The 14525-nt window shown below is 33.2% G+C and carries 14 protein-coding genes; 9 read left to right on the top strand and 5 right to left on the bottom strand.

Features of this window, described 5'->3' with window-relative positions; all coding sequences use genetic code 11:
• Position 1 precedes the first annotated feature (1 nt).
• The gene (locus HMPREF9943_RS08685) at positions 2–1207 is read right to left on the bottom strand and encodes an FtsW/RodA/SpoVE family cell cycle protein (RefSeq protein ID WP_004804066.1); all 1206 of its coding nucleotides are present in this window, start codon (positions 1205–1207) and stop codon (positions 2–4) included.
• Positions 1208–1296: 89 nt separating this feature from the next.
• On the opposite strand from HMPREF9943_RS08685, the gene HMPREF9943_RS08680 reads away from it, so the two are divergent.
• From HMPREF9943_RS08680 to HMPREF9943_RS08665, 4 genes are all read left to right on the top strand, one after another.
• Entirely contained in the window at positions 1297–1623 is a 327-nt protein-coding gene (locus HMPREF9943_RS08680; protein WP_004804063.1) for a PTS sugar transporter subunit IIB, read from the top strand.
• 151 nt (positions 1624–1774) lie between these two features.
• Positions 1775–4039, top strand: a complete 2265-nt coding sequence (gene pflB, locus HMPREF9943_RS08675) for a formate C-acetyltransferase (protein ID WP_004804061.1) — start codon at positions 1775–1777, stop codon at positions 4037–4039.
• A gap of 113 nt (positions 4040–4152) precedes the next feature.
• Positions 4153–4902 carry a pyruvate formate-lyase-activating protein gene (gene pflA / locus HMPREF9943_RS08670; protein ID WP_004804058.1) on the top strand — a complete coding sequence of 250 codons (750 nt, stop codon included), beginning with the start codon at positions 4153–4155 and terminating at the stop codon, positions 4900–4902.
• 67 nt (positions 4903–4969) lie between these two features.
• Complete coding sequence (locus tag HMPREF9943_RS08665; RefSeq protein ID WP_004804054.1) at positions 4970–5845, top strand: ROK family protein; 876 nt, start codon at positions 4970–4972, stop codon at positions 5843–5845.
• 22 nt (positions 5846–5867) lie between these two features.
• On the opposite strand, the gene HMPREF9943_RS08660 is transcribed toward HMPREF9943_RS08665, so the two are convergent.
• Genes HMPREF9943_RS08660 through pepT form a run of 3 tightly spaced genes read right to left on the bottom strand, consistent with a single transcriptional unit; the run spans position 5868 to position 8589 of the window.
• Positions 5868–6470, bottom strand: coding sequence for a hypothetical protein (locus tag HMPREF9943_RS08660; RefSeq protein ID WP_004804051.1), 603 nt, complete (start codon positions 6468–6470; stop codon positions 5868–5870).
• Between the two features lies 1 nt (position 6471).
• Positions 6472–7368: a diacylglycerol/lipid kinase family protein gene (locus HMPREF9943_RS08655; protein WP_004804048.1), complete on the bottom strand. Its 897-nt coding sequence runs from the start codon at positions 7366–7368 to the stop codon at positions 6472–6474.
• A 3-nt stretch (positions 7369–7371) separates the two neighbouring features.
• Complete coding sequence (gene pepT, locus HMPREF9943_RS08650; protein ID WP_004804047.1) at positions 7372–8589, bottom strand: peptidase T; 1218 nt, start codon at positions 8587–8589, stop codon at positions 7372–7374.
• A gap of 96 nt (positions 8590–8685) precedes the next feature.
• On the opposite strand from pepT, the gene HMPREF9943_RS08645 reads away from it, so the two are divergent.
• Positions 8686–9267, top strand: a complete 582-nt coding sequence (locus tag HMPREF9943_RS08645; protein ID WP_004804044.1) for a ribonuclease H1 domain-containing protein — start codon at positions 8686–8688, stop codon at positions 9265–9267.
• Entirely contained in the window at positions 9267–10160 is an 894-nt protein-coding gene (locus HMPREF9943_RS08640) for an exonuclease domain-containing protein (RefSeq protein ID WP_004804043.1), read from the top strand. The genes HMPREF9943_RS08645 and HMPREF9943_RS08640 overlap by 1 nt, the downstream gene beginning before the upstream one ends.
• On the opposite strand, the gene HMPREF9943_RS08635 is transcribed toward HMPREF9943_RS08640, so the two are convergent.
• The gene (locus tag HMPREF9943_RS08635) at positions 10161–11234 is read right to left on the bottom strand and encodes a hypothetical protein (RefSeq protein WP_004804041.1); all 1074 of its coding nucleotides are present in this window, start codon (positions 11232–11234) and stop codon (positions 10161–10163) included. It abuts the gene before it with no gap.
• A gap of 146 nt (positions 11235–11380) precedes the next feature.
• On the opposite strand from HMPREF9943_RS08635, the gene HMPREF9943_RS08630 reads away from it, so the two are divergent.
• The 3 genes from HMPREF9943_RS08630 to HMPREF9943_RS08620 all read left to right on the top strand — a co-directional run bounded on the left by HMPREF9943_RS08630 (position 11381) and on the right by HMPREF9943_RS08620 (position 14509).
• Entirely contained in the window at positions 11381–12388 is a 1008-nt protein-coding gene (locus HMPREF9943_RS08630) for a glycosyltransferase family 2 protein (protein WP_004804039.1), read from the top strand.
• A 113-nt stretch (positions 12389–12501) separates the two neighbouring features.
• Entirely contained in the window at positions 12502–13566 is a 1065-nt protein-coding gene (locus HMPREF9943_RS08625) for a PTS sugar transporter subunit IIC (RefSeq protein ID WP_004804037.1), read from the top strand.
• A 16-nt stretch (positions 13567–13582) separates the two neighbouring features.
• A complete protein-coding gene (locus HMPREF9943_RS08620; protein WP_004804034.1) occupies positions 13583–14509 on the top strand; it encodes a 2-dehydropantoate 2-reductase in 927 nt (308 codons plus the stop codon).
• The last annotated feature ends 16 nt before the right edge of the window (positions 14510–14525 follow it).

Below are 14525 nucleotides of genomic sequence, written 5' to 3'. Positions count from 1 at the left end.
GCTAGTAGTTCTTATGACTGGTATCAGTAATTTTATTCTGGTAATCCATGTCTAAGAAGAATCCCATTGCAATCATATATGACAATAAAGAAGATCCGCCATAGGATAAGAATGGAAGAGTAATACCGGTAATAGGCAATAAACCTAAAATCATACCAATGTTCCATACCTGTTGGAAAATAAGACATCCGATAATTCCCATTGTAAAATGCTTATCTTTTAGATTCTCTGATTTTAAGCCGATTCTTAGGAGAGTTACATCTAAAGCAATAATACTTGCGAGAGTGATAAACCCAGCAATATAGCCATAGTTGGTAGTAATAACCGCAAAGATAAAGTCTGTCTGAGCTTCCGGAAATTTCTTAACAATAGCCTGAAAGCCATGACCAAACCAGCTTCCTGTTCCATAAGATAAATATGAGAACCAAAGCTGCATTCCCTGATTTCCGGTAGTTCCTTCAGGATCCAACCAGCCATAAACCCTGTTTAAAGTATGTCCTTTAATAATTGATGTAAAGATACCATTATAATAAACAAATAAATAAGCCATTACAGCAATCACAACACCAATTAATGTAAATACAAAAATAAACCATTTTCTATTTAAACCGCTGGATAAAAGAATAAAGAATACAGCACTCGCAAAAATAAGCATAACTCCCGAATCATTCTGTAATAGAATCAGAAATGCAGGGGGAAAAGCAATTTTAAATACTTCCCAGATATACTTGATTTCACTTTCTGTTGTACGAATAAGATTATTTGACCAGTATTCAGCAGTCATTTTTGCTAGATAGACGACCATAAAAATCTTCATGAATTCAGAAGGCTGAAAAGAGAAACCGGGAATAGTATACCATGATGTTGCACCATTAATATGAGGAATCAGTTGAGTAGGAACAATACTGATACCCAATCTTGAATAAATCTGATGATCTACTCCTAAAATAATCAATAAGATCATAAATGTCCAGTATAATACTTTTATATTATTGTAGAATGTATCCTTGCCGGCTTTATAAACGCCAAAGCATATGCCTGCTCCAATGATATAGTATAAGAGTTGCTTAATCCATAAAGTATAAGGTGATGCTATGTTATACATAATAGGAGCTGCATTAAGAATCGCAAAACAGCTAATAAAGCAAAGAACAAGCAGAATATCCAGCAAAGGATATTTTTTTAGAAAGTCTTCGATGATTTTCACAAGGCACCTCCTGACTTTTTTATTTTCATTTGAATTCGTCTATAGTATACTATAAATTGAAAATACTTCAATAAAAAGGAGGAATCATCATGAATGATTATATTTTATATATTATTATTGCGGTTATACTATTAGTTGTATGTCTCTATTTTCTTCTTATACCTAGAAATAAAGAGAAAGAATCACCGATTGATATTCAAGGCTTTATAGAAGCTTTAGGAGGAGCAGACAATATTAAAAGTGTTCGTCCTGATAAGAGTAGAGTGAAAGTTACTTTATTTGATGTTAGCAGAGTAAATGAAGCAAAGCTTAAATCACTTGGAGCAACAGGTGTTGTTATGGCTAATGATAAGGTGACTCTTATCTTTGGAAAAGCTTCTGAAGATATTGCTGAATATACTAAAAAAGAATTATAGTAATTGTTAGACTGTATATTTATTTACAGTCTTTTTAATGCATAACCGTTTACAATTTCATTTGAAAATGTTAATATTACCGTGTTCTAAAGCTGATAATGGTTTTTATCCATTGTGTAAGGGCTTTACTAAATGATAGGAGGATATTTCAATGAACAAAACAGAACGTTTTGCAGAAGAATGGGCTGGATTCTATGGCAGTGCGTGGAAAGATGAAGTAAATACACGTGATTTTATTCAGAATAACTATACTGAATATACAGGTGATGAAGAATTCTTAGCAGGTCCTACTGATGCTACAAACAAATTATGGAGTAAGTTACAGCAGCTTCAGAAAGAAGAACGTGCTAAGGGCGGCGTTCTTGATATGGAAACGGAAGTTGTTTCTGGCTTAACTGCTTATGGTCCGGGATATATTGATGAAGAACTGAAAGATTTAGAAAAAGTTGTTGGATTGCAGACTGATAAGCCATTAAAAAGAGCATTTATGCCTTATGGTGGGATTCGTATGGCAGAACAGGCCTGTACAACTTATGGCTATACACCAAGTGAAAAGCTACATGAGATCTTCACTCAGTATCATAAGACTCATAACCAGGCAGTTTTTGATGTTTATACACCGGAAATGAAGAAAGCAAGACATTCACATGTAATTACAGGATTACCTGATACTTATGGACGTGGACGTATTGTTGGTGACTACCGCAGAGTAGCATTATATGGTATTGACTTTTTAGTAGAAGAAAAAGTTAAAGACTATAATAACTGCGGCGATGGTGAAATGAGAGATGATGTCATCAGATTAAGAGAAGAAATTGCTGAACAGGTAAGAGCATTAAAAGGTATGAAGGAAATGGCTGCTATTTACGGCTATGATATTTCTAAACCGGCTAAAAATGCAAGAGAAGCAGTACAGTGGTTATATTTTGGCTATTTAGCTGCTATTAAGACTCAAAATGGTGCAGCCATGTCAGTAGGAAGAGTTTCTACTTTCTTAGATATTTATATTGAAAGAGATTTAATAAATGGAAGTCTTACTGAAGCACAGGCACAGGAATTAATTGATCACTTTGTTATGAAGTGCAGAATGGTTAAGTTTGCTCGTATTCCATCATATAATGAATTATTCTCCGGTGATCCGGTATGGGCTACATTAGAAGTAGCCGGTATGGGTATGGATGGACGTTCCTTAGTCACTAAGAGTGATTTCCGTTTCTTACATACATTAGAAAATATGGGTCCTTCACCTGAACCAAACTTAACAGTATTATATACTGTAGCTTTACCTACAAACTTTAGAAAATATGCTTCTAAGATTTCTATTAATACATCATCAATCCAGTATGAAAATGATGAAGTTATGAGACCTGTATGGGGTGATGATTATTCAATTTGCTGCTGTGTTTCAGCAACTCAAACCGGTAAAGAAATGCAGTTCTTTGGTGCTAGAGCTAATCTTGCAAAAGCACTAACATATGCTATTAATGGCGGTGTTGATGAAATGAATAAGGAGCAGATTGCGCCTAAGTATCGTCCAATTACTTCTGAATATTTAGATTATGATGAAGTTATGGAAAAATATGATCAGATGCTTGAATGGTTAAGCGGATTATATGTAAATACATTAAATGCTATTCAGTATATGCATGATAAATATTATTATGAAGCAGCTGAAATGGCTTTAATTGATACTAATGTAAGACGTACATTCGCAACCGGTATTGCCGGATTCTCTCATGTTGTTGATTCACTTTCAGCTATTAAATATGCAAAAGTAAAGACAGTAAGAGATGAAACAGGCTTAGTTGTTGATTATATTACTGAAGGGGATTTCCCAAGATATGGTAATGATGATGATAGAGCGGATGACATTGCTATATGGCTCTTAAAGACTTTCTTAACTAAAATCAAGAAACATCATACATATAGAGATTCCGAACCTACAACATCTATACTTACAATTACTTCAAATGTTGTTTATGGTAAATATACAGGTGCTCTTCCTGATGGAAGAGAAGCAGGAAAGCCTTTATCACCGGGGGCTAATCCGGCTTATGGAGCAGAAAAGAATGGTTTATTAGCTTCATTGAACTCTGTAGCTAAATTGCCTTATGAATATGCATTAGATGGTATTTCTAATACTCAGACAATCAATCCTGATGCATTAGGGCATGATTTTGAAGAAAGAAACTATAAATTGGTTTCTGTATTGGATGGTTATTTCAAACAGGGTGCTCATCACTTAAATGTGAATGTCTTTGGTACAGAAAAACTTATTGATGCCATGGAACATCCGGAAAAAGAAGAATATGCTAACTTTACAATTCGTGTATCTGGCTATGCTGTTAAGTTTATCGATTTAACAAGAGAACAGCAATTAGATGTTATTGCCAGAACTTGTCACGATCATATGTAATCTTAAAACCCGGAATATATTCCGGGTTTCAGGCTGTTTATCAGCCTTTTTTAGTATGTAAAATACTTTTATTTTTGGTATATATTTAGTATAATTGCCAAGAGGTGAAAGAGATGATCGGACGTGTGCATTCAATAGAAACATTTGGATTGGTAGATGGCCCCGGTATCAGATTTGTATTATTTTTACATGGCTGTCCTTTAAGATGCCAGTTTTGTCATAATCCTGATACTTGGGGGTCTTCCAGGTATGAGGAAAGAACAGCAGAAGATGTTTATCATCAAGCAATGAGGTATCATACTTACTGGGGAAGTGATGGCGGTGTCACGGTATCTGGCGGTGAGCCTTTATTACAGATGGATTTCTTAATTGAATTGTTTAAGAAGCTCAAATTAAAGAATGTACATACTTGTATTGATACTAGCGGAGGATGCTTTACCAGAACCGGTGAATGGTTTAAGAAGTTTGAAGAATTAATGAAATATACTGATTTATTATTAGTAGATATCAAAGAAATTAATGATGATAGACATATAACTTTAACGACTCAATCCAATAAAAATATATTGGATATGTGTCAGTATCTATCTTCTATTCATAAACCTATATGGATAAGACATGTTCTGGTTCCACAAAGAACTGATTATGATGAAGATTTAGATAGTCTTTATATATTTATGCAAACGCTTACTAACATTCAAAGAGTAGAAGTTCTTCCTTATCATACATTAGGTATTTATAAATGGAAGGAATTAGGCTTAGATTATCCTTTAGAAGGTATTGATCCTCCTACTAAAGAACGTGTAGAGAATGCTAAAAAAAGGCTGCATTGTGATGAATATAACGAATATAAGAGAACTTAGGTTCTCTTTTATATCTTTACAAAAAATTCAAAGCTGATTAAAATAAGTATAGATGGAGGTAACAGTAATGAGATTAGGAGCAATTGAAGGTGGTGGAACAAAATTTATAGCAGGTATTGGGGATGAGAATGGGACTATTATAGAAAGAGTATCTTTTCCAACTACGACACCAAAGGAAACAATGCAGAAATGTGTAGATTATTTTAAGGATAAGAATATAGAAGCAATCGGATTTGGCTGTTTTGGTCCAATTGATCCGGATAAAAGCAGTCAAACTTATGGCTATGTAACTACAACACCAAAACCGGGATGGGCCAATTATAATGTAATTGGAGATTTAAAAAAAGCTTTCCCTCAAATACCTATTGGTTTTGATACAGATGTCAATGGGGCATGTCTAGGAGAAGTTTATTTTGGCAGTGCCAAGGGATTGGATAGTGCTGTGTACTTTACTATTGGAACTGGTATTGGCGGAGGTGCTTATGTTGAAGGACAACTTCTTCATGGACTGCTTCATCCGGAAATGGGTCATATGAAACTGATTGTTAGAAAAGATGATCATTATAAGGGAAAATGTCCATATCATGCTACATGCTTTGAAGGGCTGGCAGCCGGACCGGCTATTGAAGAGAGATGGGGAATATCAGCTAAAGAACTCGATATAAATCATCCGGCATGGGATTTAGAAGCTTATTATATTGGACAGGCACTTGCTAATGTGGTATTGATACTTTCTCCTAAAAAGATTATTTTAGGTGGCGGCGTTATGCATCAGAGTCATTTGTTTCCGATGATTCAAAAATATATGAATCAGTTTCTTGAAGGTTATATTCAAAAGAAAGAACTGACTGATTCTGACTATATTGTATGGCCGAAGCTGGGAGATAATGCCGGTCTATGCGGCTCATTAGCTCTTGCTAAACAGGCATTGGAGGATAAATAAAAAAACTTCATATGAAGTTTTTTTATTTAATAATTTCTTTTTTAAAATCAAATTGCTTATGATAAACAATCTCATATTTTTTATGACTGAGTCTACATTTATTAACTTTAAGATTATCTTTATGTTCTAAAATATAATTTAACAGCTTTTGGACTCTTTCTTCTTTAAAGTTTGTATTGAGTCCAAAAGTAATCTCAAAAGGTCTTGCTTTAAAATAATAATTCTCTTCATTATTGAACCAGAGAGAAGGATCATACTGAGAAGTATGACAGATGATACGATATTCATTTTCGTGATTCCACTCTTTAGCTTTGCAATAAAGATTCTCAATGAGTTCTTCATTTGTCATATCAATATGATCATAATAATCAGAAGTATATATAACTTTTCTGACATGCTCATCAGCAATATGATAGCCAATACAGCATTCTCTATGATAGCCATAATAAGCCCACATTAGCATAGCTTTAGATGAAGAAGTAAGAGAACAGATACGATAGCTTTCAGGATATAATATACCTTCACCTTCATAAGGATCATTAAGCTGATTGAGTCTGCCGGCATAAATACCATATTCTAAAGCTTTTATTGCATAATCGATATTTGTATATTTATAGAGTTTCATATTAATCTCCCGGTATGATTAATTGGATTGCATGAGGAAGGCATTTAACGTCTATAGGAAAGCCTTTTCCCTGTTCTCCATCAATATCATAAATAATATCCTGATCGCATTCTATATGAATAGTATGTGCCTGAATATAATGAATCATAGGATTCTTGGTATGAACATTCAGTTTATAATCTTTTAATAAATTTAATAGTTCAGCAACATTACATTTCTTAATAATAAATAGATCAAGTAAGCCATCTTCAACACTGGCCTGTGGTGTAATATCTTTAAATCCACCTACATTAGAAGAGTTCGTAATAAGAAATAAAGAAGCATCTTCCTCAAAATAATAATTATCAGCAGTAATCTTTAAGCCAAGAGAAATAGAAAGCTGAGTAGGCAACTTAGAGATAGCTGCTGAATAGTAAGCTAAAGGTCCAAAAGTATTCTTTTCTTCCTTGGTAACCTGAAAACCGATATCACTAAACATTCCTCCGGCAACAACATTTGCAAAACAATCATTAGAAATCTGTCCTACATCAATCTCTTTAATAGTAAATTTATTAATCATTGATGCAAAAGCATCAGGGGTATTAGGAAGCTTAAGATATGTCGCAAAATCATTGACTGTACCGGCTGCTAAAAGAGCTAAAGGAATATGAGAGTTGCTTTTAATAAGACCGCTCATAACTTCATTGACAGTTCCATCTCCACCCACTGAAACAATAAAGTCATATTCATTTTCTTTTAAAGAAGCACATTTATGATAAGCATCATTCTTCTTGTGAGTAAAGAAAGTATCAATTGTATGTACAGATGTTTTTAATATCAGCTGACCTATGAATTTATCTAGTTTTCTCTGGAATGCTTTTGTTCCGGAAATAGGATTAATCACAAATAGACATTTCATTGTTTAACCTCTCACATTATTTTTAATTATAGTTAATAAAAGCTCAACGCCTTTTTTCATAGAGGTGATAGAAACAAATTCATAAGGTCCATGGTAATTATATCCTCCGGTTCCCAGGTTAGGACAAGGAAGTCCTTTAAATGACAGCATAGCTCCATCAGTACCTCCTCTTGTCGGATTAATATGAGGAGTCATATTATTATCAAGCATAGCTATTTCTACTTGTTTCGTAATATGAGGATAGGATTCTATGATTTCTCTCATGTTCTCATATTGTTTAGTATAATGTATAGAGATTCTTTCTCCATAAATATCATTGAGATATTCTTTGGCTTTATCCATATTAGCAATCAACTGATAGAGTTTTTCTTTATTGTGTTCCCTTAAGATATAATGCATAGAGACATGTGATACATCACCGGACATATTTATAAGATGATAAAAGCCATCATAATTATCAGTGTGTTCAGGACGATGAATATCACCTAATAGAACATCAAAATCTCTAGCTAGTGTTAAAGCATTAATCATCTTATTTTTAGCAGCTCCCGGATGAACATTCTTACCAGTAATAATGATATCTGCTTTATAGGCATTAAAATTTTCATAACTGAATTCTTCTATATCACCGCCATCTACTGTATAAGCATAATCAGCATGAAATCTTTCAATATTAAAATGATCACTGCCTCTGCCAATTTCTTCATCACAGGTAAAGGCAACTCTAATATCATTATGCTTAAATTCAGGATGGCGATATAAATATTCTGCCATACTCATAATAATAGCAATGCCCGCTTTATCATCTGCGCCTAATAAGGTTGTTCCATCTGTTGTAATCAGATCATGATGAAGTAAATGATTGAGTTCAGGATTCTCTAAGGGATCTAAATACATATTAAGTTCTTCATTAATAGTAATAACTGAACCATCATAATTTCTAATAACCTGAGGATTAACATTTAAACCGGATGTCTCAGGAGATGTATCCATATGAGCAATAAACCCAATAACATCACCTTTATCAGTATTACCCGGAATAGTTCCATAAACAATTCCATATTCATCCATAACAACATTCTCAAATTTTAGTATACGCATCTCTTCAGCTAAAAAATCCCCTAATACTTTCTGCTTTGCGGTAGAAGGATTAGATGAAGATGATTCATCAGATTGTGTATCAAAACTAATGTATTTTAAAAATCTATTTTCTATTTTCATAACTATACCTCACTATTTATATTATACAAACTTAAAATTAATTATACTAGACAAAGAAGGAAAATCTTTTTATTATGTCTATTGGAGAGTGATTATGTGAAATACTATGCTGTAAAAAAAGGAAGAGTTCCGGGAATATATATATCATGGGATGAAACAAAGAAACAGATTAACGGATTTTCAGGAGCTGTTTATAAATCATTTGCTTCAAAAAGAGAAGCTGAAAACTTTCTTAATGATTATCAGAAAACAAATGTAATTGATGGTATTATTGCTTATGTAGATGGCAGTTTTCATCCTAAAAAGCATCTCTATGGTTATGGAGCGGTTTTGATAGAAGGACAGAAAGTTATTAAGCAGTTTATGGGCAAAGGGGATCATCCTGATTATGTTTCTATGAGAAATGTTGCCGGTGAGATAGCAGGATCACAATGTGCAGTCAGCTGGGCTATCAGTCATGGATATGAGATGATTGTGATATATTATGATTATATGGGTATTGAAAAATGGGCAACAGGAGAATGGCAGGCTTATAAGACAGGAACAAAATCTTATGCATTATTTATGCAGGAAGCTCAAAAGAAGATTCGTATTGAATTTGTAAAAGTCTTAGCTCATAGCGGGGATACCTATAACGAATTGGCTGATCAGCTTGCTAAGAAAGCTGTAGGACTCTAATGGAACAGCTCACATTTTTTGATATTGAGATTTTAAATAATGACCCGGCAAGTATCTGTTCAATTGGTATTATTGTTTTAAAAGATCAGCAAATTATTAAACAGTATTATTCACTTATTAAACCTCAGAATATGTCTTTTGATTATTTTCGTTATGAAATTCATCATATTAGACCAAGAGACTTAAAAAAAGCAAAAAGCTTTAAAGAAGTATGGAAAGAGATATCTATTTATTTTGAAGGACAGATTGTTTTATCACATGATGTCCAGTCAGATATGTCTCATTTAAGAGCAGTATTAAGAAGAGAACATATTTCTTATCCTCATCTTTATATGTCATGTACAAATGTGATTGCTCATATTCTTGAACCTGAATTATCAAAATACAATATTACAGAACTTTGTCAGTATTTTCATATTCCTATTGTTCATGCACATAATGCCTTAGATGATGCATTGGCATGTACACAAATCTATCTTGCAATGATGAATAAGTATGGTTATAAGAGTCTTACTGATTTTCATCAGAAGAATTATTTGGCTTTAGGAGAAATGAAAACTAACTATTATCGTAATATCATTTCTCCGGATCTTGCTGATGTTTCAAATCATCTGTATTCACATCCTTTATCATTAAGCTGTGTTACTTTTGCGGGTGAATTAGCAAGTGATAAAGACATTATAGATGATTATATTAAAGAAGCACATTTATTTGTTTCGAGAGATGTGAATACACATACTGATTATCTGGTGATAGGGGATATTGATTTTAAGAAAATCAGATATAGTCAGCATAACCGTAAAGTAAAAAAAGCCCTTCATCTTATTAATGAAGGACAGGATTTACATATTATTAAAGAACATGATTTCTTGAATCTCTTAAAAAGTGAGTAATCACTTTTTTTCTTTAACTTCAAGACTTTCCATACCAAATACTCCTGTAGTAGTAGTTACCGAAATCGTATCTTTATTCTTATAAGAATCATATACTTTTTTTGAAACATTAATTACCTTTTTTTTATTATTCATTTTTACAGTAAACTGATAAGTATTGCCAAAGCGTGAACTCATTCCGGATTTAAAAACAAGCGTATAATCCTGTGATTGTCTTTTTACAGCAGGCAAGGTATCATTAGCCCAGATAAATGATAAAGGCAGGAAAGCAACAATAAAGCAAATAATCAGCATATCTTTAGTAGTAGAAAGAAGTCTATTTATCATATAATAAATGAGATAAGAAACGATAATAATAGCGGCACTTAGATACAGGATCGGCTTGATTTGATCTAATGAATAGTTTTTGTAAATGGCGATCCATCCTGCGATAACAGGAAGAAATAAAGTCATAAAAATATTGGTACGCTGTTTGATAAGAGTATCAAAATGACCTTTTAGTAAACATCTAAAGTAGTAATATAAAACAAATAAGACAGGAATAAAAGTAAGAATACCGCATACAATAAGATATTTATATAACATTGTATAAACAGTTAAAATATAGAACCAGTCAATAATCGCAAAGCTAACCAGTATACCTGTCATAACTTTATTATCAGCCATAAATGAATGATCTTCTCTGATATGAATATCTATCCCATGTTCTTCTAGGATATGAACTAAGGTATTCAGATCATTCATTTCATAAAGCATGATTGGAAGTCTTTTCTTATTGATAATAAAGAAAGCATCTGTTTGAGTAAAAGAGATATTTTTTAATAAGATTTCCTGATTATTAAAAAACAGACTCTTTTGATCAATAGATATTTTTAGAAAAGAATAATAATAAATAAAATAAAGTATGCAGACAATCACTATTATGCCAAGAATACCTGTTATTTTGTATCCTGTTGGAATCGCTAAAAATAGACTAATAAGAATAGAAAGAAGGCTGATAGATAATACTCCTATTAACAGTTTAGAAAAGACTGTATAGAATTTTTTCTGACGTATGATAATTTTATTTTCCATAGTGGGTCTCCTTAAAATATACTTATTTATTATAACGCAAATATTTTAAAAGAGAAAGTGATGTATTCAAAGAAATAAACCAATCTACTTGAAGTATCTTATCATTATGTGGTATTGTTTCATAAGTAGTAGATTGGAGGATAAATATGAAATTATTAACAGTTGCGATTCCTTGTTATAATAGTCAAGAATATATGAATCATGCGATTGATCATCTCTTGTGTGTAAAAGATGATATTGAGATTCTAATTATTGATGATGGTTCTAAAGATAATACAGCTCAAATAGGTGATGAATATGAAGAAAAATATCCCGGAATTATCCGCTGTATTCATCAGGAGAATGGCGGTCATGGAGAAGCAGTTAATACCGGTATGAAATATGCATCCGGTGAATATTTTAAGGTTTTAGATAGTGATGACTGGTTTGATGAGGATTCTCTGATAAAGGTAATAGAAACTTTAAAGTCATTTAAAGAACCTATCGATATGATGATTGTTAATTATATTTATGATAAGCCAAGCAAGAATAGTCAGAAAGTGATTAAGTATAAGAATTGTATGCCTGTAGGAAGAGTATTTAGATGGTATGACATGAAGCATTTTCTTCCTTCACAGAATATTCTTATGCATTCAGTTATTTATCGTACATCTATGCTTAGAAATAGCGGATTAAATTTGCCAAAGCATACTTTCTATGTAGATAATTTATTTGTTTATGAACCATTGCCTTTTGTTAAGACGATGTATTATTTGGATGTTGACTTATATCATTATTATATTGGCAGAGAAGATCAGTCTGTTAATGAAAAGGTAATGATTGGACGCATTGATCAGCAGATTAAAGTGAATAAGAGAATGATTGATTCTGTTGATGTTTCTAAGCTTAAATCAAGAAAGATGAGAAATTATATGATTCATTATCTGACAATGATTTCTACTGTTACAACAGTCCTATTAGTAAAGAGCGGAACAGAAGAGAATCTGGCTAAAAGAGATGAATTCTGGGATTATATGAAAACTCAGAATCCTGCTGTTTATAAAGCAGTCAGAAGAACTATTTTAGGTCATGCAATGAGATTAAAAGGAAGTATAGGCAATAAGATACTTTCTTATGGATATAGTATGGCTCAGAAAATATTTGGTTTTAATTAGACAATCTGATGATGATTGTCTTTTTTACTAAAAATTATCATTTTATTTTAGTTTCTATAAAAGTAAGAGTATACTAATTCTGGTAGTGTATTGACTATCAAGGGAGGTTTTTTATGTCAGAAACGAAAAAAGGAGGTTCCATAGGATCATTTATTTTAAAAATTCTTAATGGAACAACTATTGCGATAGTGGTCGCATTAATTCCAAATGCGATACTGGCAACATTCTTAAAGCCATTTGCTTCACAGACATTGTTTGCATCATGGCTTCATATTGTACAGGTCTTTCAGTTCTTCACGCCAATTATGGCCGGCTATCTGATTGCGATGCAGTTTAATCTTAATCCGATTCAGGCATCATGTATTGGCGGTGCTGCTTATATTGGCTCAGGAGCATGGAAGTATGTAGAAGTATTAATGTCCGGCAAACAGACTTATTTATTTCAGCTGGCCGGTATTGGTGATGTAATCAATACCATGCTGACAGCTGCTCTTGCGGTTCTTGTGGTTAAGGCAATAGGAAAAAAATTAGGATCACTGAATCTTGTTTTATTGCCTATTATTGTAGGATTTGGAGTAGGTTATATAGGAACATTGACATTACCTTATGTATCTATGATTACTTCATTTATTGGGCAGGGTATTAATTCATTTACTAAATTACAGCCTATCTTAATGAGTATTTTGATTTCTATGTCATTCTCAATTATTATTATTTCTCCAATTTCCACTGTCGCAATTGGACTTGCAATCGGATTAACAGGTACATCCTCAGCGGCTGCCGGAATGGGTGTTGCTTCAGCAGCTGCATTACTTGTATGGGCTAGTGCCAGGGTTAATAAGCCGGGTGTCCCACTTGCAATCGGTTTGGGCGGTATGAAGATGATGATGCCTAATTTCCTAACTAATCCGGTAATGGGAATTCCGGTAGCATTAACAGCGGCGATCAGCTCATTGACTGTTCCGCTTTTAAATATGATGGGGACACCTGCTTCAGCGGGATTCGGATTTGTTGGGTTAGTATCCCCGTTAGCAGCCTTAAATGCAGGTAATATTAATGTGATTATGATGATTGTGGCATGGCTGGTCATTCCATTTGCAGTCGGATATGCTGTTAATAAAGTATTATGTGATGTATTACATCTTTATAAAAAAGAAATTTTTACATTCAATGGTTAGGAAAAGAGGTTAAATTATGTTTACTTATATTGCAGGAAGCGGAGCTATGGGCTGTCGTTTTGGTTACCAGTTATACAAAGCCGATCAGGAAGTTGTCCTATTAGATATGTGGGAAGATCATATCAAAGCTATTCAGGAAAATGGTTTGAAGATTATTGGAGATCAGGAAGACTGTGTTCATATTCCCATTATGAGACCGGAAGAAGCATCGAGAAAAGCGGATCTTGTTATTTTGTTTACTAAAGCTATGCAGCTCCCTGATATGCTTGAAAAAATCAGACAGGTGATTGATCAGGATACTAAAGTATTGTGTCTGCTTAACGGATTAGGTCATGAAGATGTTATTAAGAAATATATTCCGGAACATAATATCTTAATGGGTGTTACAGTTTGGACAGCAGGGTTAAAGACTCCGGGTACTGTTTTACTGACAAGTACAGGAGCTGTTAATCTGCAATCTATTGATCCTAAGGGAGAAAGTGAAGCATTAAAGATTGTAGAAGTATTAAATAAAGCCCATCTTAATGTTACTTATGATGCTGATGTGCTTCCATCAATTTGGAGAAAAGCATGTGTCAATGGAACAATGAATTCTACTTGTGCATTAGAAGACTGTACAATTGGAGAATTCTTTGCGAGTGAAGCGGGATTACGTATAGTTCATTCTATTATTCATGAATTTGTCATGGTCGGTGAAGCAACAGGCGTAAAGCTTGATGAACAGGCTATTACTGATTATGTTATGCATACTTCAGTTGTTGCCGGCAGTCATTATCCATCAATGCATCAGGATCTTATTCAAAATCATCGTTTAACTGAAATAGATTATATTAATGGTGCAGTAGCTAAAAAAGGAGATCTATTGAATATACCGACACCTTATTGTCATATGATTACTGATCTGATCCATGCTAAAGAAGATATTTTAAAAATAAGGAAATAAAGATGCTTGATAAGAG

This window comes from Eggerthia catenaformis OT 569 = DSM 20559, assembly GCF_000340375.1.
GTDB lineage: Bacteria > Bacillota_I > Bacilli_A > Erysipelotrichales > Coprobacillaceae > Eggerthia > Eggerthia catenaformis.
Note: the sequence above shows the minus strand (reverse complement) of the source record. Positions and strands in the feature narration are given on the sequence as shown.